General features: G+C 45.6%; 15 protein-coding genes. 12 read left to right on the plus strand and 3 right to left on the minus strand.

Features of this window, described 5'->3' with window-relative positions; translation table 11 throughout:
- The first annotated feature begins 39 nt into the window (after window positions 1-39).
- The 4 genes from pcrA to AADZ70_RS18370 all read left to right on the plus strand — a co-directional run bounded on the left by pcrA (window position 40) and on the right by AADZ70_RS18370 (window position 6,732).
- On the plus strand, window positions 40-2,259 hold the full coding sequence (pcrA, locus tag AADZ70_RS18355; protein ID WP_269773896.1) for a DNA helicase PcrA: 2,220 nt from the start codon (window positions 40-42) through the stop codon (window positions 2,257-2,259).
- Window positions 2,260-2,282: 23 nt separating this feature from the next.
- Window positions 2,283-4,289, plus strand: a complete 2,007-nt coding sequence (gene ligA, locus AADZ70_RS18360) for an NAD-dependent DNA ligase LigA (protein ID WP_016937003.1) — start codon at window positions 2,283-2,285, stop codon at window positions 4,287-4,289.
- A 15-nt stretch (window positions 4,290-4,304) separates the two neighbouring features.
- Complete coding sequence (locus AADZ70_RS18365) at window positions 4,305-5,501, plus strand: CamS family sex pheromone protein (RefSeq protein ID WP_016937002.1); 1,197 nt, start codon at window positions 4,305-4,307, stop codon at window positions 5,499-5,501.
- Window positions 5,502-5,736: 235 nt separating this feature from the next.
- Window positions 5,737-6,732, plus strand: a complete 996-nt coding sequence (locus AADZ70_RS18370; protein WP_342007447.1) for a phosphotransferase enzyme family protein — start codon at window positions 5,737-5,739, stop codon at window positions 6,730-6,732.
- Between the two features lie 37 nt (window positions 6,733-6,769).
- Here the strand turns inward: AADZ70_RS18370 and AADZ70_RS18375 are convergent, their stop codons facing one another.
- Window positions 6,770-7,402 (minus strand): MgtC/SapB family protein, encoded by a 633-nt coding sequence (locus AADZ70_RS18375; protein ID WP_342008073.1) that lies wholly within the window; start codon window positions 7,400-7,402, stop codon window positions 6,770-6,772.
- 180 nt (window positions 7,403-7,582) lie between these two features.
- Window positions 7,583-9,061 (minus strand): sodium/proline symporter PutP, encoded by a 1,479-nt coding sequence (gene putP, locus AADZ70_RS18380; RefSeq protein ID WP_016936999.1) that lies wholly within the window; start codon window positions 9,059-9,061, stop codon window positions 7,583-7,585.
- 421 nt (window positions 9,062-9,482) lie between these two features.
- On the opposite strand from putP, the gene gatC reads away from it, so the two are divergent.
- From gatC to gatB, 3 genes are read left to right on the plus strand one after another with little or no spacing between them, the layout of a single operon-like run.
- Window positions 9,483-9,773, plus strand: coding sequence for an Asp-tRNA(Asn)/Glu-tRNA(Gln) amidotransferase subunit GatC (gene gatC / locus AADZ70_RS18385; RefSeq protein WP_003155732.1), 291 nt, complete (start codon window positions 9,483-9,485; stop codon window positions 9,771-9,773).
- A 14-nt stretch (window positions 9,774-9,787) separates the two neighbouring features.
- On the plus strand, window positions 9,788-11,245 hold the full coding sequence (gatA, locus tag AADZ70_RS18390; protein ID WP_016936998.1) for an Asp-tRNA(Asn)/Glu-tRNA(Gln) amidotransferase subunit GatA: 1,458 nt from the start codon (window positions 9,788-9,790) through the stop codon (window positions 11,243-11,245).
- Window positions 11,246-11,258: 13 nt separating this feature from the next.
- The gene (gene gatB / locus AADZ70_RS18395) at window positions 11,259-12,689 is read left to right on the plus strand and encodes an Asp-tRNA(Asn)/Glu-tRNA(Gln) amidotransferase subunit GatB (RefSeq protein WP_016936997.1); all 1,431 of its coding nucleotides are present in this window, start codon (window positions 11,259-11,261) and stop codon (window positions 12,687-12,689) included.
- A gap of 62 nt (window positions 12,690-12,751) precedes the next feature.
- Here the strand turns inward: gatB and AADZ70_RS18400 are convergent, their stop codons facing one another.
- Complete coding sequence (locus AADZ70_RS18400; protein ID WP_099744449.1) at window positions 12,752-13,600, minus strand: TetR/AcrR family transcriptional regulator; 849 nt, start codon at window positions 13,598-13,600, stop codon at window positions 12,752-12,754.
- Between the two features lie 129 nt (window positions 13,601-13,729).
- Between AADZ70_RS18400 and AADZ70_RS18405 the strand changes: the two genes are divergently transcribed.
- The 5 genes from AADZ70_RS18405 to AADZ70_RS18425 all read left to right on the plus strand — a co-directional run bounded on the left by AADZ70_RS18405 (window position 13,730) and on the right by AADZ70_RS18425 (window position 23,720).
- A complete protein-coding gene (locus AADZ70_RS18405; RefSeq protein WP_045926648.1) occupies window positions 13,730-16,873 on the plus strand; it encodes an efflux RND transporter permease subunit in 3,144 nt (1,047 codons plus the stop codon).
- A 152-nt stretch (window positions 16,874-17,025) separates the two neighbouring features.
- The gene (locus AADZ70_RS18410; protein ID WP_045926649.1) at window positions 17,026-17,937 is read left to right on the plus strand and encodes a diacylglycerol kinase; all 912 of its coding nucleotides are present in this window, start codon (window positions 17,026-17,028) and stop codon (window positions 17,935-17,937) included.
- Window positions 17,938-18,096: 159 nt separating this feature from the next.
- Window positions 18,097-19,476 carry a 23S rRNA (uracil(1939)-C(5))-methyltransferase RlmD gene (gene rlmD / locus AADZ70_RS18415; protein ID WP_342007448.1) on the plus strand — a complete coding sequence of 460 codons (1,380 nt, stop codon included), beginning with the start codon at window positions 18,097-18,099 and terminating at the stop codon, window positions 19,474-19,476.
- 900 nt (window positions 19,477-20,376) lie between these two features.
- Entirely contained in the window at window positions 20,377-22,389 is a 2,013-nt protein-coding gene (locus AADZ70_RS18420) for a class I SAM-dependent DNA methyltransferase (RefSeq protein ID WP_342007449.1), read from the plus strand.
- Window positions 22,386-23,720, plus strand: coding sequence for a restriction endonuclease subunit S (locus tag AADZ70_RS18425; RefSeq protein ID WP_049628041.1), 1,335 nt, complete (start codon window positions 22,386-22,388; stop codon window positions 23,718-23,720). Before AADZ70_RS18420 ends, AADZ70_RS18425 begins: the two co-directional genes overlap by 4 nt.
- The last annotated feature ends 2 nt before the right edge of the window (window positions 23,721-23,722 follow it).

Consider the following 23,722-nt stretch of genomic DNA (forward strand, 5'->3'; position numbering starts at 1 on the left):
TTTATGATAGAACATATGTTTGATAGGCGGTGAACGGATATGAATTACATTAGCAATCAATTATTAAGCGGATTAAATCCCGTTCAGCAGGAAGCGGTCAAGACGACGGACGGTCCGCTGCTTCTGATGGCAGGTGCGGGAAGCGGAAAAACACGGGTGCTGACGCACAGAATCGCATACTTAATGGCGGAAAAACACGTGGCGCCGTGGAATATTCTGGCGATTACATTTACAAATAAAGCCGCCAGAGAAATGAAGGAGCGGGTGGAGAGCATTCTCGGCCCCGGCGCGGATGAAATCTGGATATCCACCTTCCACAGCATGTGCGTGCGGATTCTGCGCAGGGACATTGACAGAATCGGCATCAACCGAAACTTCTCCATTCTTGATACGGCTGATCAGCTTTCCGTTATTAAAGGGATTCTGAAAGAGCGGAATATCGACCCGAAAAAGTTTGATCCGAGAAGTATTTTAGGCTCGATCAGCAGCGCCAAAAACGAGCTGATCGAACCTGAGGAATTCGCAAAAACGGCCGGCGGCTACTACGATCAGGTCACGAGTGACGTGTATACCGATTATCAGAAAAAACTGCTGAAAAACCAATCGCTCGATTTTGATGATTTAATCATGACGACGATCAAGCTTTTCGAGCGTGTGCCGGAAGTGCTTGAGTTTTATCAGCGCAAATTCCAGTACATTCACGTAGACGAGTATCAGGATACGAACAGAGCGCAATACCTGCTCGTTAAGCAGCTTGCGGCCCGTCTTGAAAATATCTGCGTCGTCGGTGATTCCGACCAGTCCATTTACAGATGGCGCGGGGCGGATATCGCGAATATCCTTTCCTTTGAAAAAGATTATCCGAGCGCAAACGTGATTCTGCTCGAACAAAACTACCGCTCAACAAAGCGGATTCTGCAGGCGGCCAACGAAGTGATCAAAAACAACTCAAACCGCAAGCCGAAAAACCTGTGGACGGAGAATGACGAAGGCGTCAAGCTTTCTTATTACAGCGGCGACAATGAATTCGGCGAAGGCCAATTCGTCGCGGGCAAAATTTATGAGCTGAACAGCTCAGGCCGGCGGAAGCTTTCCGATATCGCGATTTTATACCGGACAAACGCCCAGTCGCGCGTTATCGAGGAAACCCTTTTAAAAGCCGGTCTGAACTACAATATCGTCGGCGGAACCAAGTTCTACGACAGAAAAGAAATTAAAGACATTCTCGCGTATCTGCGCCTTGTGTCAAACCCGGACGATGACATCAGTTTTACACGGATCGTCAATGTGCCGAAACGGGGCGTCGGCGCCACTTCGCTTGAAAAAATCGCTTCATACGCGGCGATGAACGGCATGTCAATGTTCCAGGCGATCAAACAGATTGATTTCATCGGCGTCAGCGCGAAAGCGGCAAACGCGCTTGACGGCTTTGGCGCGATGATTGAAAATCTGACCAATATGCAGGATTACCTGTCCATTACGGAACTCACGGAAGAAATTCTCGATAAAACGGAATACAGAGAAATGCTGAAGGCTGAAAAGTCTATTGAGGCCCAGAGCCGTCTTGAAAATATCGACGAGTTTCTTTCTGTCACGAAAAACTTCGAACAAAAAAGCGAAGATAAGTCTCTCGTCGCGTTTCTGACCGATCTGGCGCTGATTGCGGATATTGACCAGCTCGACCAGAAGGAAGAGGAAACGGGCGGAAAGGATGCCGTCACGTTAATGACGCTGCACGCCGCTAAGGGGCTTGAATTTCCTGTCGTGTTCTTAATGGGCATGGAGGAAGGCGTATTCCCGCACAGCCGCTCCCTGATGGAAGAAGCCGAGATGGAAGAAGAGCGCAGGCTCGCATATGTAGGCATTACGAGGGCGGAAGAAGAACTGTACTTAACGAATGCCAAAATGCGCACCTTGTTCGGGCGCACCAATATGAATCCGGAATCCCGCTTTATCAGGGAAATACCTGACGATTTATTGGAGAACCTAAATGAGAAGAAAACCCCGCGCATGCAGCCGGGAAGAAAAATGCAGCCGAAACGCGGACCCGTATCCCGTCCTGTTTCCTACGCGAACAAAACAGGCGGCGACTCGCTCAGCTGGGCGGTCGGCGATAAAGCGGGCCATAAAAAATGGGGCACCGGAACGGTTGTCAGCGTAAAAGGAGAAGGCGAAAGCACGGAGCTTGATATCGCATTCCCGAGCCCAGTCGGCGTGAAACGTCTGCTGGCCGCCTTTGCCCCGATTGAAAAGCAGTAACCTGAAGAGAAAGGAAGAACATGATGGACAAAGAAACAGCGAAACACCGGGCAGAAGAATTGCGCCGCACCATCGATCAGTACAGTTACGAATACTACACCCTAGATGAACCGAGCGTGCCGGATTCCGAGTACGACAGACTGATGCAGGAGCTGATGGCCATAGAAGAAGAGCACCCGGAGCTCAGAACGCCTGATTCGCCCACACAGCGGGTCGGAGGAGCGGTGCTTGAGTCGTTTCAAAAGGTGCAGCACGGCACGCCGATGCTCAGTCTCGGCAACGCATTTAACGATGACGATCTTCGCGATTTTGACCGCCGCGTCCGTCAGGCTGTCGGCGACGGCGTCGCTTACAATGTGGAGCTGAAAATAGACGGTCTTGCTGTTTCTCTCCGTTATGAAGACGGCTATTTCGTCAGAGGCGCGACAAGAGGAGACGGAACGACGGGCGAAGATATTACGGAAAACTTAAAAACGATCCGAAACATTCCACTGAAAATGAAACGGAACCTCTCCATAGAAGTGCGCGGAGAGGCGTACATGCCGAAACAGTCATTCGAAGCACTCAACGAAGAACGGCTGAAACATGAAGAAGAGCCGTTTGCCAATCCCCGGAATGCGGCTGCGGGCTCACTCCGGCAGCTCGATCCGAAAATTGCAGCGAAACGAAATCTTGACATTTTCGTCTACAGTATAGCGGAGCTTGACGAAATGGGTGTGGAAACACAGAGTCAAGGCCTGGATTTTCTGGATGAGCTCGGTTTTAAAACAAACCAGGAACGGAAAAAATGCGCCACGATAGATGAAGTGATTGAAATGATCGAAGAGCTGCAGGCGAAGCGGGCCGATCTTCCGTATGAAATTGACGGAATCGTCATCAAGGTGGATTCGCTCGATCAGCAGGAAGAGCTCGGGTATACGGCAAAAAGCCCGCGCTGGGCGATTGCTTATAAATTCCCAGCAGAAGAAGTCGTGACAAAACTGCTCGATATCGAGCTGAATGTCGGAAGAACGGGCGTCATTACGCCGACTGCCGTCCTGGAACCGGTAAAAGTCGCGGGGACGACGGTCTCAAGAGCATCCCTTCATAACGAAGATTTAATTAAAGAGAAGGATATCCGCATTCTCGATAAAGTGGTCGTCAAAAAAGCGGGCGATATCATCCCTGAGGTCGTCAATGTCTTAGTTGAACAGCGGACCGGAGAAGAAAAAGAATTCAATATGCCGACCAGCTGCCCTGAGTGCGGAAGCGAACTTGTCCGCATTGAAGGAGAGGTCGCGCTGCGCTGTATCAACCCGGAATGCCCGGCGCAGATCAGAGAAGGCCTGATTCACTTTGTCTCACGCAACGCGATGAATATTGACGGACTCGGAGAACGTGTCATCACACAGCTTTTCCGTGAACATCTCGTCCGTAATGTCGCTGATTTGTATAAGCTGACGAAAGAACAGGTCATCCGGCTTGAGCGGATGGGGGAAAAATCAACTGACAATCTGATCAGCTCCATCCAAAAGTCGAAAGAGAATTCGCTGGAACGGCTGCTGTTCGGTCTCGGCATCCGTTTTATCGGCTCAAAAGCGGCCAAAACACTGGCCATGCATTTTGAAAGCCTGGAAAATCTGAAACAAGCCACAGAGGAAGAGCTGCTTGCAGTAGACGAAATCGGTGAAAAGATGGCTGATGCCGTCATCACCTACTTCCGAAAAGAAGAAATGCTTGAGCTTTTGAATGAACTGGAAGAGCTCGGTGTGAACACACTCTATAAAGGCCCGAAAAAAGTAAAAGCGGAGGACAGCGACTCTTATTTTGCCGGAAAAACCATCGTGTTAACCGGAAAGCTTGAAGAGCTGTCCAGAAATGAAGCCAAAGCGCAGATCGAAGCGCTCGGCGGAAAGCTGACGGGATCTGTCAGCAAAAAAACAGACTTGGTGATCGCCGGAGAAGCAGCCGGAAGCAAGCTGGAAAAAGCGCAGGAATTAAACATTGAAGTATGGAATGAAGCACAGCTATTGGGAGAGCTAAAGAAATAAGAGGAGTGTTTTCTATTGAAAAAGATGTTGGCATTGGCGGCGACGGCGACCGCGGCAGTATTGATGCTGTCAGCCTGTTCGCCGAGTTTCGGAGGAAAAAAAGAGGAAGAGATCACGCAGAAAACCGCAAAGTCTTCTGAAAAAGCGATCATACCGAAATATAATATCTCTGATTCCTACTATAAGATGGTGCTTCCGTTTAAGGCCGGAAAAGCGCGCGGCCTCACCGCGGACCGGCTGAATACGAGGCTGGACATCGATGAATTCGAGACGGGGCTGATGCGGCTCGCCCAAGACACGTTCCCGACGGATGATTATTTGTATCAGGAAGGCCAGTATTTAGATGAGGATACGGTACTCAGCTGGCTTGACCGCAAAAAAGAAGGCAGTGATCTGAAAAAGGCGAAAAAAGCAGACGCCAATTTCCAGAATCTCGGCTTAAACCCGGTGCTGCCAAGTTCGGGATCGGCAAAAGAGAAAAACGAAAACAGCCCGATTTACTTAGCGTCTATGCTTGAACAGGATTACTTAGTAAGAAAAGATAAAAATTCCATCCAGCTTGGCGGTGTCATGATCGGTCTCGCTCTCAACTCTGTTTACTATTACCGCGAAAAAACCGGTGATCCGCAGCAGGAAGTAGAGCTCAGCGACAAAACGATCCGCAGCCACGGGGAAGAAATCGCCCAGGAAGTCGTTAACCGTCTCCGGAAAATGGATAACCTGAAAAATGTGCCGATTACCGTCGCCCTTTATAAACAAGCGCCGAAAACATCAATCGTACCGGGAAATTACATTGCAAAAACAGAAGTCAAAGCCGGCTCATCCACCATTTCAAACTGGGATGATGTCAAAGAAAAATACGTGTTCTATCCGGCGGATACAGACACGGCAAAGAAATACCCTGACGATTCCGAAGTGTTTAAACGCTTCAAAAACGCGATCGACAGCTACTTCCCGAACTACACCGGAGTAGTCGGAACGGCGATGTACGAAAATGATGAAATGAGAAAAATGAAAATAGAAATCCCGATGCAATTTTACGGAAAAAGCGAAGTCATCGCCTTTACCCAATACTTAACGGGTGAGCTCATGGATTATTATTCAAAAGGCTCAGTCGATGTTGAAATCAATATCACCTCGTCAGACGGCCAGGAAGCGCTGATCGTCCGAAATGCGGGTGACAAAGAACCGACCGTCCATATTTACGATTAATTAAGCGCCCTTGTTCATTTGTTTATGAGCAAGGGTTTTTCTTGTATATATCGTTGGTGAGAGCAGTGACGTATGTTAAGATATTTGTATAAATAAGGATTAACAGGAAAAACTTTTTTGTTTATAGGCGGATGTTACTAATCTGTTAGGAACAAAAAGAAGGGCGGGATGTTGATGAATGACTTATGCTGAGTACACATATCACTGCCAAAAGATATGAAGAGGGTGAATCAGCATGCATAAAGATATTAAAGCGGTTTTTGAGGAAGATAAGGTGCTCGCTAAAGCCGGTGAAATATACGGCTTTACCAAATTTCAATTTATCGCAGACGCAGAGAACTACGTATATGAAATTGTGAAAGATAACGAACCTTATATTTTAAAAATTACGCATACGATCCGCAGAACACCGGAATATATTCTGGGAGAAATGGAATGGCTTCATCATCTCACAAAGGGAGGGCTTTCAGCAGCAAAACCGATTCCTTCATTAAATGGCAGAGATGTCGAAAAAGTGCCGGATGGAAAAGGCGGAGCGTTTTTATTAAGAGTCTATGAAAAAGCGCCGGGCCATAAAGTAGAAGAATCAGACTGGAACGGAACTCTGTTTTATGAGCTTGGCAAGTATACGGGGAACATGCATCGGCTGACGAAAAGCTACCGTCTGAGCGACCCGAAATATAAAAGGCAGGAATGGGACGAAGAGGAGCAGCTGAAGCTGAGAAAATACGTGCCCGCAGATCAGCATCTCGTATTCGAGCGGGCGGATGCTTTAATGGAGGAACTGCGGAAATTGCCGAAGAACCCGGAAAGCTACGGTTTGGTGCACGCCGATTTGCACCATGGCAATTTCAACTGGGACAACGGAAAAATTACTGCCTTTGATTTTGATGATATCGGCTACAATTGGTTTGTGAATGATATCAGTATTTTGCTGTACAACATGTTGTGGTATCCGGTCATCCCGTATGAAGACAAGGCCGCGTTCACGGGTGAATTCATGACACACTTTATGAAAGGCTACAGGGAAGAAAATGACCTTGATCCCGCCTGGCTTGAAAAAATCCCGGATTTCCTCCGGCTGCGCCATATGCTGATCTACGGATTATTGCATCAGGCGTTTGACCTAGACTCACTCGGAGATGAAGAGCTTGAGATGCTGAAAGGCTTCAGACGCGATATTGAAAACGAAACACCGATTACTGAATATCATTTTTCTGCATTAGCATAAATAGAAAAACGCCGGCTGACATCAGTCCGGCGTTTTTTTATAACGTATCGCATTTCACTCCGACGACACCCTGAATTTCTTTAATATCATAATACACGTCCGTTGTGTAGCGGTTTTTATGAACGCTGATTTTCACTTCCATAATCGGAAATTCTTTTTCATGCAGATCATCTATCCGGACGGAGTGAATGCGGAGCTGTTTGCTTTTCATTTCCTTTAAAATCTCGGTCATTTTGTCTTTGTCGGAAAGAGACATCCTCACGCGGATATCTTTCTCTTTCAAGCGGTTGGGGCCGACTTTTCTGATCAGCCACGGAAGAAACTCGACGCTGATCAGGATAAACAAGAGGCTTGCGAACGCCTCCTTATAAAAGCCGGCGCCTGTGGCCAGACCCAGTCCGGCTGCACCCCAGATGATAGCCGATGTCGTCAGGCCGGAAATGACGTCATTGCTTTTACGCAGAATCACGCCCGCACCGATAAAGCCGACGCCGGAAATGATTTGGGCGGGGAGACGGAGCGGATCCATCATGATACGGTAATATTTCGGAAAATAATAGGCCGCATTAATGCTGACGATCGTCAGCATACAGGAGCTGACGGCGATGACGATACAGGTTTTCAGTCCGAGCGGTTTATTTTTCAGCTCGCGCTCAAGACCGATGATCATCCCGATCAGCGTGGCAATGCCCAGTTTTAATAAAATGTCCGGATCGATAGGCCAGCTCAATTTGCACAGCACCTCCGCAGTTTTTCTTATAGTAAATTGATATGATTTTCTCACAGTATTTATAGCAGGACAAGTGCGGAAGAAAAAAGCCGTCAGGGATAAAATCTGACGGCTTTTTGTCTATTTCTTCTTTTTCAAAAGAGTTTCCATCCGGCTGAAAAGCTGATAAGAAGCATCGGCCGGTTTTTTGGTCAGCAGGCTGACGGCAATACCGGCAATCAGACTGAGGAAGAACCCCGGAATGATTTCGTATATGCCTGTTGAAGCGGCAAGCCCCGTCGTAATCCAGATTAGAACGGCCGCAGCTCCGGTAATCATCGCCGCAAGCGCTCCCCATTCATTCATCCGTTTCCAGTACAGACTGAGAAGGAGCGCCGGACCGATGGCCGAACCGAAGCCTGCCCACGCATATCCGACCAGATCAAGAATGGTGCTGTTCGGATTCATGGAAAGCAGGATGGCAATTACGGCCACGATTAATACCGACAGGCGTCCGGTCATGACCAATTCTTTATCGCTCGCTTCCCGTCTGAAAAAGGCGCGGTATAAATCTTCCGTAATGGCGCTTGCCGTTACGAGAAGCTGTGAGGAGATGGAACTCATAATCGCCGCTAAAATTGCAGACAGCAGGAAGCCCGTAATCAGCGGATGGAACAAGATTTTAGAAAAAATAATGAAAATCGTTTCCGGATCTTTTACGGAGACCCCGAAGTGATGAGAATACGCAACCCCGATAATCCCGGTAAGCAGTGAACCGACAACTGAAATAACCATCCAGCTCATCCCGATTCTGCGGGCGGGTTTTAAATCCTTCACTTCTTTAATCGCCATAAATCGTACGATGATATGAGGCTGGCCGTAATAGCCGAGTCCCCATGCCAAGTAAGAAATAATGCTAATGACGCTCGCGCCTTTAAAGATATCCAATAGTTTCGGGTTAACGGCGTTGATCGAATCAATCGTCGTTGAAACGCTCCCGAGCTGGGTAAAAGCAACGATCGGCACAAGCACTAATGCCGCAAACATGATCGCTCCCTGTACGAAGTCAGTCAGACTGACAGCAAGGAAACCGCCAAACAGCGTGTAAAGCACAACAACACCGGCCGTTAAAAACAAACCGAATTTGTAGTCGGCGCCGAATGCCGATTCAAATAACCTGCCTCCGGATACCATTCCGGACGATGTGTACAGTGTGAAAAAGATCATAATAATCACGGCGGAAACAATTTTCAGCAATGATGACGAATGGCGGAACCGTTTATCGAAGAAATCGGGAATCGTAATCGCATCATCCGCAACTTCCGTATAGGCGCGCAGCCTCGGAGCAAGCAGCAGATAATTTGAATATGCGCCGATCGTCAAACCGAGCGCCAGCCATAAGGTCGATAATCCCGTTGCGAACATTGCGCCGGGAACCCCCATCAGCATCCATGCGCTCATGTCCGCCGCACCTGCGGACAGCGCCGTTACGAACGGGCCGAGTCCTCTTCCGCCCAGCATGTAATCATTAATATTCGTTGTCTTTCTGAATGCGTACCAGCCGATCAACAGCATGGCAGCAAAGTAAATGCCAAGAGATATAATTAATTCAATACTCACGTTTCTGGACCCTCTCTTCTTTTAAGTAAATGTTGCATCACCTCTGCAGATTAGTAGTGCCGGACTTTTGCGCCGGCGGCCAGCCTTTAGTCATCATGACATGCCGAATGCATGATTTTGTGCAGGCTATGGTTACTAAACCTAACAAAGTATCCCCGATCAATCAACTCTCGAAACCTGGCCCATTCAAGGAAAAAATCCCCGGCAACATAGAACAGCTTAAAGATGAAAACGCTACCAATAAATTATAAAAGTAAAAATTTTCTGACATATAATTCGTTTCTCTTTCTCCCCGATTTAGGATAAAATAGAGAGGGTTTCATCATGCCTCAGGAGGCGGCGTTTTGTTGCTTTAGAGGGCTCGTTTTTGATATGATCTGTATTATATGACGAAACGGAGAATTATGCGGAGGTGGATCTTATGTCACGAATTTCTATAGAAGAAGTAAAACATGTCGCTCATTTGGCGAGACTCGCCATTACGGATGAAGAAGCTGAAATGTTCACAGAACAGCTTGACAGCATCATCTCGTTTGCCGAGGAGCTTAATGAAGTGGACACGGATAACGTGGAACCGACAACACACGTACTGAAAATGAAAAACGTAATGAGAGAAGATGAAGCGGGTAAAGGCCTTCCGGTCGAGGATGTCATGAAGAATGCTCCCGATCATAAAGACGGCTATGTCCGTGTGCCATCTATTCTGGATTAAAGGAGGGAGACAGTATGTCATTATTTGATCACAAAATCACAGAACTGAAACAAATGATACATAATAAAGACATCAAGATTTCCGATCTTGTTGACGAATCTTACAAACGGATCGCATCCGTGGATGATAAGGTGCAGGCGTTTTTGCAGCTTGACGAAGAAAGAGCCCGCGCTTACGCGAAAGAGCTTGACGAAGCGGTTGACGGCCGGTCTGAACACGGTCTTCTTTTCGGAATGCCGATCGGCGTCAAAGACAACATCGTGACAAAAGGGCTTCGCACAACATGCTCAAGCAAAATCCTCGAAAACTTCGATCCGATTTACGATGCGACGGTAGTAGAGCGCCTTCAGGCCGCTGAAGCCGTCACGATCGGAAAGCTGAATATGGACGAGTTCGCGATGGGTTCTTCTACTGAAAACTCCGCGTACAAAGCGACGAAAAACCCTTGGAATCTTGATACGGTTCCCGGCGGATCAAGCGGCGGTTCCGCAGCTGCGGTTGCAGCCGGCGAAGTGCCGTTTTCACTCGGATCTGATACGGGCGGTTCCATCCGTCAGCCAGCTTCTTTCTGCGGCGTCGTCGGATTAAAGCCTACATACGGACGCGTGTCACGTTACGGTTTGGTCGCTTTTGCGTCTTCATTAGACCAGATCGGACCGATCACAAGAAACGTAGAAGATAACGCATTCCTGCTTCAGGCGATTTCAGGCGCGGACAAAATGGACTCTACGAGCGCCAATGTCGAAGTGCCGGACTTTCTTTCTTCATTAACGGGCGACATTAAAGGCTTAAAAATCGCCGTACCGAAAGAATATCTCGGAGAAGGCGTCGGCAAAGAAGCGAAAGAATCGGTTTTAGCCGCTTTAAAAGTGCTTGAAGACCTTGGAGCGACATGGGAAGAAGTATCTCTGCCGCACAGCAAATACGCGCTTGCGACGTATTATCTGCTGTCATCTTCCGAAGCGTCTGCGAACCTTGCGCGCTTTGACGGCATCCGCTACGGATACCGCTCAGACAATGCGGACAACCTGATCGACCTTTATAAACAGACACGCTCAGAAGGCTTCGGCAACGAAGTGAAGCGCCGCATCATGCTCGGCACCTTCGCGCTCAGCTCCGGCTACTATGACGCGTATTACAAAAAAGCGCAAAAAGTGCGCACGCTCATTAAAAAAGATTTTGAAGACGTCTTTGAGAAATACGATGTCATCGTCGGACCGACAACGCCGACACCGGCTTTCAAAATCGGCGAAAAAACCAGCGATCCGCTCACAATGTACGCCAACGATATTTTAACGATCCCTGTCAATCTCGCGGGTGTGCCGGGAATCAGCGTGCCGTGCGGATTTGCGGACGGACTGCCGCTCGGACTGCAAATCATCGGAAAACACTTCGATGAAGGCACTGTATACCGCGTCGCTCATGCTTTTGAGCAGGCAACAGATCATCATAAAGCGAAACCTGAACTGTAAGGGGTGAAATGAAGTGAACTTTGAAACGGTAATCGGACTTGAAGTCCATGTGGAATTAAAAACAAAATCTAAAATTTTCTCAAGCTCACCGACGCCATTCGGAGCGGAAGCCAATACCCAAACGAGCGTCATTGACCTTGGGTATCCCGGCGTGCTGCCCGTTTTAAACAAAGAAGCGGTCGAATTCGCGATGAAAGCCGCAATGGCTTTGAACTGCGAAATCGCAACGGATACGAAGTTTGACCGGAAAAACTATTTCTACCCGGACAACCCGAAGGCATATCAAATTTCTCAATTTGACAAGCCGATCGGCGAAAATGGCTGGATTGAAATCGAAGTCGGCGGAAAAACGAAAAAAATCGGCATTACCCGTCTTCACCTTGAAGAAGATGCGGGAAAACTGACGCATACGGGCGACGGCTATTCCCTCGTTGACTTCAACCGCCAGGGCACGCCGCTTGTCGAGATTGTATCTGAGCCGGATATCCGCACACCGGAGGAAGCTTACGCATATCTCGAAAAGCTGAAATCAATTATCCAATACACAGGCGTGTCTGACTGTAAAATGGAAGAAGGTTCACTGCGCTGTGACGCCAACATTTCTCTCCGTCCGATCGGCCAGGAGAAATTCGGTACAAAAACGGAGCTGAAAAACCTAAACTCCTTCGCATTCGTGCAAAAAGGCCTTGAGCATGAAGAAAAACGCCAGGAGCAGGTGCTTCTGTCAGGCGGCGTCATTCAGCAGGAGACGCGCCGCTACGATGAAGCGACGAAAAAAACCATTTTGATGCGTATCAAAGAAGGTTCGGATGACTATCGTTATTTCCCAGAGCCTGACCTTGTCGAGCTCTACATTGATGACGAATGGAAAGAACGCGTAAGAGCAACCATTCCTGAGCTTCCGGATGAGCGCCGCAAACGTTATATCGAAGAGCTCGGCCTGCCGGCTTATGACGCAATGGTTCTGACGCTGACGAAAGAAATGGCTGATTTCTTCGAAGAAACGGTCAATAAAGGCGCAGAAGCCAAGCAGGCATCAAACTGGCTGATGGGTGAAGTGTCAGCTTACCTGAACGCCGAACAAAAAGAGCTTGAGGATGTCGCACTGACTCCTGAAGGCCTTGCCGGCATGATTAAGCTGATTGAAAAAGGGACCATTTCGTCTAAAATCGCGAAGAAAGTCTTCAAAGAATTAATTGAAAAAGGCGGAGACGCTGAAAAAATCGTCAAAGAAAAAGGCCTCGTGCAGATTTCTGACGAAAGCGTGCTTCTGAAGCTGGTGACAGATGCGCTTGACAGCAACCCGCAGTCAATTGAAGACTTCAAAAACGGAAAAGACCGCGCGATCGGCTTCCTTGTCGGGCAGATCATGAAAGCCTCAAAAGGACAGGCCAACCCGCCGATGGTCAACAAAATCTTACTTGAAGAAATCAAAAAACGATAAAAAAAGCAGCCGCCTGTAAGGGCGCTGCTGACACGGAGACCGGTATGCGCCGGTCTCTTTTTTTATAAGCTGAAATAGGTTTCAATGGAAGCACGCAGCGTTTCAATCTGTTTATTTCCGCTGCCTGCCAAATTGGACAGCATTCCTTTAATAATCGGTTTGCGCGGCTCTTCCTTTGCGCTTTCCTCTTCAATGACTTCCAGCGAAACGAGAACGTCCTCAGGCAGCCCCTGCTGAGCTTTTGCCATTTGAATATCCGCGATCAGTCTCTTTCTGTCCGCCGCGGGCTGAGTGAAAATATCCTCAGGCAAAAGCGGATCGGGATTGTCTTTTATCAGTCCGGTAATCAGATCATCGATCCTGGCGATCAGAAAGGGGGCCACGTTTTCCGTCCGGAATGCGGTATTTTCATTGAAAATCAAGAAATGGATATAAGAACTCACAATCCCTTGGGCCATAACGGATGCGTCCGCTAAAAACGGTATGACGGCATCTCCGTAAACGGACAGCAAAGCATCCCGGTACAGCATGTTAAATTGAATATTCGCCTCATGAAAGTATTGTTTTACCTTTTGATTTTCTGGGATGACCTTTTCGCTCAGCAAGAGAATGATAAAGTCCTTATGCTCCATAAATTCCTGGAATTGATATGCGATTTGTTTTTGGAATACGTCCTTAGGCGGTTTATGCAGATGTTCTGTTTTGATCTTCTTTATTTCTTCCATAGACATGCCGATGTAATACTCACATGCGGACAGCAAAAGGTCTTCTTTTGATTTGAAATGGAGATAGAAGGCGCCTTTTGAAATTCCGCACTCGCCGGCGATTTCCTGAATCGTTGTTGAAGAAAATCCTTTTTTAGCAAATAAATGGATGCCTGTTTTTATGATTTTCTCTTTTTTTTCGTTCATGACGTGCTTCCCCTTAATCCTTGAAAAATTTAGAAAAATTTACTGCCTTATTGGTTGACGATGTTGAGTTATACCGTTTAGTATTATATAGAATGACCAGTCAGTCAATAAAAAATAACGGAGGACATGATGAACCACATTATTAACTTTGTACTGAAGAACAAATTCGCAGTTTGGCTGATGACGATTATCGTTACTGTAGCAGGGCTGTATGCCGGTCTGAATATGAAACAGGAATCCATACCGGACGTCAACATGCCTTATCTCTCAGTAAATACGACTTATCCCGGAGCTGCTCCGAGTCAAGTTGCGGATGACGTAACGAAACCAATTGAGCAGGCGGTGCAGAATTTAGAAGGAGTGAGCGTCGTATCGTCCACATCCTCTGAAAACGTCTCATCGGTTACGATTGAATATGATTACAGCAAGGATATGGACAAGGCGAAAACTGAAGTCGCTGAAGCGCTGGACAGTGTCAGCCTTCCTGACGACGCGAAAAAACCTGACATTTCCCGTTACAGTCTCAACTCTTTCCCGATTTTGACGCTCAGTGTGACAAGCGGCAAAAGCTCGCTTGAAGATCTGACCAAAAATGTGGAAAACACTCTCGTTCCTAAGCTCAAAGGCATCCAGGGCGTTGCGTCCGTGCAAGTTTCCGGACAGCAGGAAGAGCAGGTGGAATTCTCTTTCAAAGACAAAAAAATGAAAGAGTACGGACTTGATGAAGATACCGTCAAGAAAGTGATCCAAGGCTCTGACGTCAATACGCCGCTTGGATTGTACACGTTCGGCAACAAAGAAAAATCAGTTGTCGTTAACGGAAATATTACGTCAATTAAAGATCTGAAAGATATGAGAATCCCGGTCACATCTTCTTCTGCCGCTCAAGGTCAAGCGGGCGGAGCTGGTGCGGCATCTGCGGCGGACGCTCAGGCTGCGCAGCAGGCACAGCAAAGCGCATCAGCAGGGGTGCCGACAGTCAAGCTTTCTGACATTGCCGACATTAAAGATGTGAAAAAAGCAGAATCCATTTCCCGCACGAACGGAAAGGACAGCATCGGAATTAATATCGTAAAGGCCAATGACGCCAACACGGTGGAAGTGGCCGATGCGATTAAAGATGAACTGAATCAATACAAAAAAGACCACAAAGGGTTCAAGTACAGCTCGACTCTTGATATGGCAAAGCCGATTACAGAGTCAGTGGAGACGATGTTAAGCAAAGCGATTTTCGGCGCGATTTTTGCGGTCGTGATTATTCTCTTATTCTTAAGAGATATTAAATCAACGATGATTTCTATCGTTTCCATCCCGCTGTCACTGCTGATTGCGCTTCTGGTGCTGAATCAGCTCGATGTCACATTGAACATTATGACACTCGGCGCGATGACGGTCGCCATCGGACGGGTAGTCGATGATTCCATTGTCGTTATCGAAAACATTTACCGCCGCATGAGGCTGAAAGATGAGCCTTTACGCGGGAAGCAATTGGTGCGTGAAGCGACAAAAGAAATGTTTAAACCGATCATGTCATCAACGATCGTAACCATTGCCGTATTCCTGCCGCTTGCCATGGTCGGCGGACAGATCGGCGAACTGTTTATGCCGTTTGCCTTAACAATCGTTTTCGCGCTTGCCGCATCATTGTTGATTTCCATCACACTGGTGCCGATGCTTGCGCACAGTTTATTCAAAAAATCGCTCACAGGCGCGCCTGTTAAAGCGAAAGAGCATAAGCCGGGCAGATTGGCCAATTTCTATAAAAAAGTGCTGAATTGGTCATTAAGCCATAAATGGATTACATCTATTATCGCGGTTCTGATGCTTGCCGGCAGTTTGTTCCTCGTACCTCTGATCGGCGCGAGCTACCTGCCTGCGCAAGCGGACAAAACGATGCAGCTCACATACACGCCTGAACCGGGCGAAACGAAAAGCGAAGCTGAAAAAGCTGCGCAAAAAGCGGAAGACATGCTGCTTAAACGCAAACATGTCGATACCGTCCAGTATTCATTAGGCTCGCAAAGCCCGCTCGGCGGAAGCTCAAACGGGGCATTGTTCTACGTGAAATACGAGGATGACACGCCTGATTTTGACAAAGAAAAAGACAATGTCTTAAAAGAAGTCAAAAAAACATCCAGCCGCGGCGAATGGAAATCACAAAATTTCAGCTCGTCAGGCAATAACAACGAATTAACGTACTATGTGTACGGAGATTCAGAGTCTGATATTAAAGGCACGGTCAAAGACATCGAAGGCATCATGAAAAAGCAGAAGGATCTGAAAGACGTCAACTCAGGCCTTTCCAGCACATATGATGAGTACACGTTCACCGCTGACCAGGAGAAGCTCAGCAAGCTGGGCCTGACGGCTTCGCAAATCTCCCAAGCCTTGATGCCGCAAACGTCACAGTCTCCTTTGACAACGGTGAAAAAAGACGGCAAAGAGCTTGACGTAAACATCAAAACAGAAAAAGACCAGTATAAGAGTGTAAAAGAATTAGAGGATAAAACCATCACATCGCCTGCAGGCCAAGAAGTAAAAATCGGCGATGTGGCGAAAGTGAAAAACGGCACGACATCTGATACCATTTCCAGACGCGACGGCAAAGTGTACGCTGACGTAACGGCAACCGTCACTTCTGACAACATCACGAAGGTGTCATCAGCCGTTCAAAAGAAAGTAGACAAACTGGATAAGCCGGACAATGTATCCATTGATACCGGCGGTGTATCAGCCGATATTGCTGATTCCTTTACGAAACTCGGTTTAGCGATGCTTGCCGCAATCGCCATCGTATACCTCGTGCTTGTGATTACGTTCGGCGGAGCATTAGCGCCGTTTGCGATTCTGTTCTCGCTTCCGTTTACAATCATCGGCGCATTAGCCGGACTGTATGTATCCGGAGAGACGATCAGTCTGAACGCCATGATAGGTATGCTGATGCTGATCGGAATCGTCGTTACAAACGCGATTGTCTTAATTGACCGCGTCATTCATAAAGAAGCGGAAGGCTTATCGACGAGAGAAGCGCTCCTTGAAGCCGGCTCTACGAGATTGCGTCCGATTCTGATGACGGCGATCGCGACAATCGGCGCCCTGCTTCCATTGGCATTGGGCTTCGAAGGCGGAAGCCAGGTCATTTCTAAAGGACTCGGTGTCACCGTTATCGGCGGTTTAATCAGTTCGACTCTGCTTACCCTTCTGATTGTGCCGATCGTATATGAAGTATTGGCGAAATTCCGTAAGAAAAAACCAGGAACAGAAGAAGAGTAAGACAGCGGGCCTTGGCTCCTTAAAAGGAGCCGGGGCCTTTTTTCTTCTGGCAATTCCTGTACATATTGTTGCGATTTTCTCAAGTCATAGTATAATTAAAGGTTGTTAGTGTTAATAATGGATCGGATACTCTTAAGTAGGATGATGAGATAATGAAACGTGCACGCATAATATACAATCCGACTTCAGGACGGGAGCTTTTTAAGAAAAATCTTGCCCAGGTCCTGCAAAAATTTGAACAAGCCGGTTATGAAACCTCCACCCATGCCACCACATGCGCGGGGGATGCCACTCACGCCGCAACAGAAGCCGCTTTGCGGGAGTTTGACCTGATTATCGCAGCCGGCGGAGACGGAACGATTAATGAAGTCGTCAACGGCCTTGCGCCGTTAGACAAACGCCCGACACTCGGCATCATTCCGGTCGGCACGACAAATGACTTCGCCAGAGCGCTGGGCATTCCGAGAGAGAGTATACTGAATGCCGCTGATACCGTCATTAACGGCGCAGCCCGCCCGATCGACATCGGTCAGGTGAACGGTCAGTACTTCATCAACATCGCCGGCGGAGGCCGTCTGACGGAGCTGACGTATGATGTGCCGAGCAAACTGAAAACGATGCTCGGCCAGCTTGCTTATTATTTAAAGGGAATGGAAATGCTGCCTTCACTTCGACCGACAGAAGTCGAGATTGAATATGACGGCAAGCTGTTTCAAGGCGAAATTATGCTGTTTTTAGTGACGTTGACCAACTCGGTCGGCGGATTCGAGAAGCTGGCCCCTGATTCCAGCCTGAATGACGGCATGTTTGATTTAATTATTTTGAAAAAAGCCAACCTCGCGGAGTTTATCAGAGTCGCGAGCATGGCGCTCAGAGGCGATCATATTAACGATCAGCACATTATTTACACAAAAGCGAACCGTGTAAAAGTCAATGTATCAGAAAAGATGCAGCTGAACCTGGATGGCGAATACGGCGGCATGCTGCCCGGCGAATTCGTGAATCTGTATCGGCATATTCACGTCATCATGCCGAAGGAGAAAGCGGAACAGCTGGATGATTAATACGCGGACAAAATCCTAAAACAGTATTCGTTTTAGGATTTTGTCATCTTTTCAGCGTGATCGGAAACCTTTGAAGGCCTGAATTTGAAGGTTTGCCAGCACGCTGAAACAAGGCTTTTGGCCGAGTTTTCTTTCGCTTAAAACTAGAGGTGATTATAGATGAAAATGAAACCCCCGATAGAAAAAAATGAATACTATGACGTGACATTTGAGGATTTGACGCACGAAGGAGCGGGCGTCGCAAAGGTTGAGGGCTTCCCGATCTTCGTGCCGAACGCCCTGCCTGAGGAAAAAGCGCAAATCAAAGTGACACGCGTCAAAAAAGGCTTCGCTTTCGGCCGCTTAATCGAGCTGAAGGAAGAAAGCCCGCACAGAACGGATGCCCCGTGCCCAATCTACAAGCAATGCGGCGGCTGCCAGCTCCAGCACATGACCTATGAAGGCCAGCTCTTGTTTAAACAGAAACAAGTCAAAGACGTCTTAGAACGGATCGGCAAGCTGGATCTCTCTAAAGTCACCGTGCACCCGACGCTCGGCATGGAAGACCCGTGGAACTACAGAAACAAAGCACAGGTGCCTGTCGGTGAAAGAGAAGGCGGACTCGTCGCCGGATTTTATCAGCAAAGAAGCCATGACATCATCGACATGAGCGCCTGCCTGATCCAGCAATCCAAAAACGACGAAGCCGTCAAAGCCGTCAAAGATATCTGCGCAAACTACGGTGTCAAAGCCTACAACGAAGAACGCCACAAAGGCTGGCTCCGCCATATCATGGTCAGATACGGCGTCGTCACGGGCGAAATGATGATCGTCTTCATCACAAGAACAAACGACTTCCCGCACAAAGCGAAGATCATCGAAGACATTACGGCGCAATTCCCGCACGTTAAATCAATCGTGCAAAACATCAACCCAAATAAAACAAACGTGATTTTTGGGGACGAAACAAACGTCATCTGGGGCGAAGAATACATCTACGACCTCATCGGAGACGTCAAATTCGCCATCTCCGCCAGATCGTTCTATCAGGTTAACCCGGAACAGACAAAAGTGCTCTACGACAAAGCGCTTGAGTACGCGGAGCTGCAAGGGGAAGAAACCGTCATCGACGCCTACTGCGGCATCGGGACGATTTCTCTATTTCTGGCGAAGCAGGCGAAAAAAGTGTACGGCGTCGAAATCGTGCCGGAAGCCATCGAGGATGCGAAACGCAATGCTGAGCTGAATGGCATCAAAAACGCAGAATTCGCAGTCGGAGAAGCAGAAACCGTCATTCCAAAGTGGTACGAAGAAGGCATCACGGCAGATACACTAGTCGTCGATCCGCCAAGAAAGGGCTGTGACGAAGCGCTGTTGCGCACAATCATCGACATGAAACCGAAGCGGGTGGTGTACGTGTCCTGCAATCCAGGAACGCTTGCAAGAGACCTGCGGGTGCTTAAGGATGGCGGGTATCAGACGCTCGAAGTGCAGCCTGTGGATATGTTTCCCCATACGAATCATGTGGAGTGTGTGGCTGTGCTGGAATTAATTAAATAAGGAAGCAGGTGGGTTCGAGAATCGAATAAAAAAATTCTCGAACTTCATCTGCTTTTATTTCAAGAATTAACTCAAGAAAGCGATGAAGTATTTCTTGAGTTAATTCTTGAAATTCCATAAAAGCATCTAACTGTTGTTTAATTTCATTGATATTGGTTTCAAGAGAAGACTTCAATTGCTCGGTTTTAGAATTGATAATGTACGTGTGGTTATTGATATCGATGACACTCCATCATAATCTGCTTTGGATATTTTTTCGTCAATAAACAAATTGAGTGACTTCTTTTTCTGTTGAGTAGATTGTTTTCAAGGATATGCAAAATTTCCTGATTGTCCAAATTGATGCTAGATGTTTTAAGTCATTTAGAATGACTTGTAGTGATCACAACTGATTTCTAATATTAATATTTAAGAGTAGAAATAGGCACTATTTCGCTCAGGATTGATGATGTGTGTAGTAACACAATTTGAATACATAAATTTTTCTCTATTATTCTTTAATAATCTAAATAGTTAGTATAATAAGCGGATTTTTTCAAGAAGTCAGAATGTTTGTATCGTTTGACCTCTCATCAGATAAAGGGGTTTTGTGCCCCACCCCTTTACTTTATAGGGAGATTCCATAAAATTTGGATGCTTACTAAGAAAAAGAAACATATAGTAGCAAATGAGAGGGAGATTTCTATATGGTATTACTTTTTTTGTGCAAACTCCTATAATAGTAGGTAATGATATCTATTTTGATGAATCAGTGAATAGTAGGTCGTCAATAGGTGATATGAGAGAAAAAATGCTCAGTTATTACAATGAGATAAGCATCCTAAAAACTTCTCAAATTATCTCAATCTAGCTATACATGAAAAGTAGATTCGAAAAAAATTATTAAATGAGGTATATAACATGATTAACTTCCAAGATAAAGTAAGCTTCATTTGGTCAATTGCTGAGATTTTACGTGGACCATATAAGCCGGAAGACTACGGTGAAATTATATTGCCATTAGCTGTATTACGTCGTTTTGACTGCGTATTAGAAAGTACAAAAGAAGAAGTGTTAGCGAAAGCAGAGCAGTATCCAAATATGACATATGAAGCACGTGAGCAGATTTTAAATCGTGTTTCTAAGCAAAACTTCCACAACACAAGTAAATATGACTTTAACAAGCTATTAACAGACGCTGATAATATCGCTGATAACTTACGTGACTATATAAATGGTTTCTCAAAAGTGGCTCGTGATATCATGGAGCACTTCGACTTCGATCGCCAAATCGATAAACTTGATCAAAATGACTTATTATACTTAACGATTAAACGCTTTAGTAAAATTGATTTACATCCAGAAACAGTTTCAAACATTGAGATGGGTTATGTATTTGAGGAACTAATTCGTCGGTTCAATGAGTATGCAGAAGCAGGGGACCATTACACGCCGCGTGAAGTTATTCGTTTAATGACACATTTATTATTCTTACATGATGATGCAAGCATATTAACGAAGCCAGGTTTAACACAAACATTGTATGACTGTGCAGCTGGTACAGGTGGTATGGGTTCAGTTGCGCAAGAATATTTACTTAATCAAAATCCAACAGCCCATTTAGAATTTTTTGGTCAGGAAATTAACCCTGAATCCTATGCCATTTGTAAGGCAGACTTACTTATTAAAGGTGAAGATGCACGTAATATCCGTTTAGGGAATACGTTATCAAACGATCAATTCCCACACGATACATTCGATTACTTAATTTCAAATCCACCGTACGGAGTGGACTGGAAATCATATGAAAAGGCGATTAAAAACGAACATGAGAAACAAGGTTTTGATGGCCGTTTCGGACCTGGTACGCCTCGTACAAGTGACGGGCAGCTATTATTCCTCATGCACTTAATATCAAAAATGAAGCCAGTCACAGCAGAAAATCCACAAGGCTCTCGTTTAGCCATTATTATGAATGGTTCGCCGTTATTTACAGGTGATGCAGGTTCTGGTGAAAGCGAAATTCGTAAGTATGTGCTTGAAAACGATTTAGTAGAAGGTATTGTGGCATTGCCGAACGATCTTTTCTACAACACAGGCATTGCAACGTACATTTGGATTTTAACGAACAATAAAGCACCTCTTTATAAAGGGAAAGTACGGTTAGTCAATGCTGTAGACTTTTCGAAAAAAATGAAAAAGTCGATGGGGAGCAAGCGTAACGAAATTACGGAAGAGCAAATTAATGAGATTGTTCGTTTATACGGTGATGCACAGTCAAATGAGTACGTGAAGGTTTTTGAGAATGAAGCCTTTGGCTATGCGAAAATTACAGTAGAACGTCCGTTACGTTTAAACTTCCAAGTAAATGAAGAGCGCTTGGCACGTGTAGTAGAGCAAAAAGGCTTTATGAACTTAGCAACATCTAAGAAAAAAGGTGATGCAGGTCACTTTGAAATTGAAGAGGGTAAGAAGCTGCAAACGCAAATTTTATATGTTCTACGCACGTTAGAAAGCGATACAGAATATAAAAATCGTGACGAGTTCACGAAAATAGTAAAAGACGCATTGAAGCAAGCGGGCATTACTATCGGAGCACCTGTATTAAAAGCAATTTTAGCTGGTCTATCTGAAAAAGATGAAACAGCCGATGTATGTATGAAAAATAAAACAGACATCGAACCGGATACGGATTTACGTGATACTGAAAATGTACCTTTAAAAGAGAACATTCATGACTACTTTGCACGTGAAGTGTTACCACATGTACCAGATGCATGGATTGATGAATCAAAAACAAAAATCGGCTATGAAATTCCATTTACCCGTCAGTTCTACAAATACACGGCATTACGCAGCTCAGCAGAAATTATGGACGAGATTCGTACATTAGAAGCGGAGATTGCTGAGCAGTTGAAGAGGGTGATGGAATGAAACCTTTATTTGAATTAGAGAAAACGCCAATTAATATTGATTGGAAGGTATTAAAAATAAAGCGAGTATTAGATACGCCTATTACTGATGGACCCCATGAAACACCAGAACTCTTGGATGAAGGTATCCCTTTCTTATCAGCAGAGTCTGTAAAAAATGGAAAGTTAGATTTTAATTTTAAGCGAGGATATATTTCTCAAGAAGACCATGAAAAATATATAAAGAAGTGTAAGCCACAACGAGATGATATTTTTATGATTAAGTCGGGTGCTACTACTGGTAACGTAGCTATGGTTGAAACTGAGGAAGAGTTTAGTATTTGGTCTCCACTTGCATTAATTAGAGCGGATAAAAAGAAAATACTCCCGAAATATTTATATTATTTCATTGGTTCAGTTGCATTTAGAGAACAAGTAGAAATTAGTTGGAGCTTTGGTACACAGCAAAATATAGGAATGAAGGTAATTGAGAATTTATTTATTTCAGTACCACCTATACATTTTCAAGAAAAGCTAGTTCAGTATATGGAAAGCAAAGTAGTGCAGATTGATAAACTAATTGAGATGAAGGAAAAAAAAATTAGTTTACTTGAACAACAACGCCAATCAATCATCACAGAAGCTGTTACAAAAGGTTTGAATCCGAATGTGAAAATGAAAGATTCAGGGGTTGAATGGGTTGGTGAGATTCCTGAGCATTGGGAAGTTACAAAAATTAAGTACACTACTTATGTAAAAGGACGAATAGGGTGGCAAGGTTTAAAGTCGGATGAATTTATTGATGAAGGTCCTTTTTTAGTAACAGGGACAGACTTTACACAGGGATTTGTAAATTGGGATACATGTTATCATATTAGTGAAGAACGATATAATGAAGCGCCTCCTATTCAATTACAGGAAAATGATTTATTGATAACCAAAGACGGTACTATTGGTAAATTGGCTATTGTGAAAGAAATGCCATATAAAGCAATCTTGAACAGCGGTGTGTTCGTTACAAGACCTTTCCATAATAAATATTTATCTAAATATATGTATTGGCTATTAAGTTCAACTATTTTTGATAAATATATTAAATTTATGGAAACTGGTTCAACAATTAAACATTTATACCAAGAAACATTTGTTAATTTTTCTTACCCAATACCATCAATAGTTGAACAAACCGAAATATTAAATTACTTAGATATTAAAATTGGTGAAATAGATAGTATTAAATCAAATCTAGTGAAGCAAATTGAAAAATTAAAAGAATACCGCCAATCCCTTATCTACGAAGCAGTAACAGGCAAAATCGACGTACGTGATATGGAACTTGATGAAGTGAGGTGAAT

The organism is Bacillus sp. YBsi01 (genome assembly GCF_038406745.1).
Classification (GTDB): domain Bacteria; phylum Bacillota; class Bacilli; order Bacillales; family Bacillaceae; genus Bacillus; species Bacillus siamensis.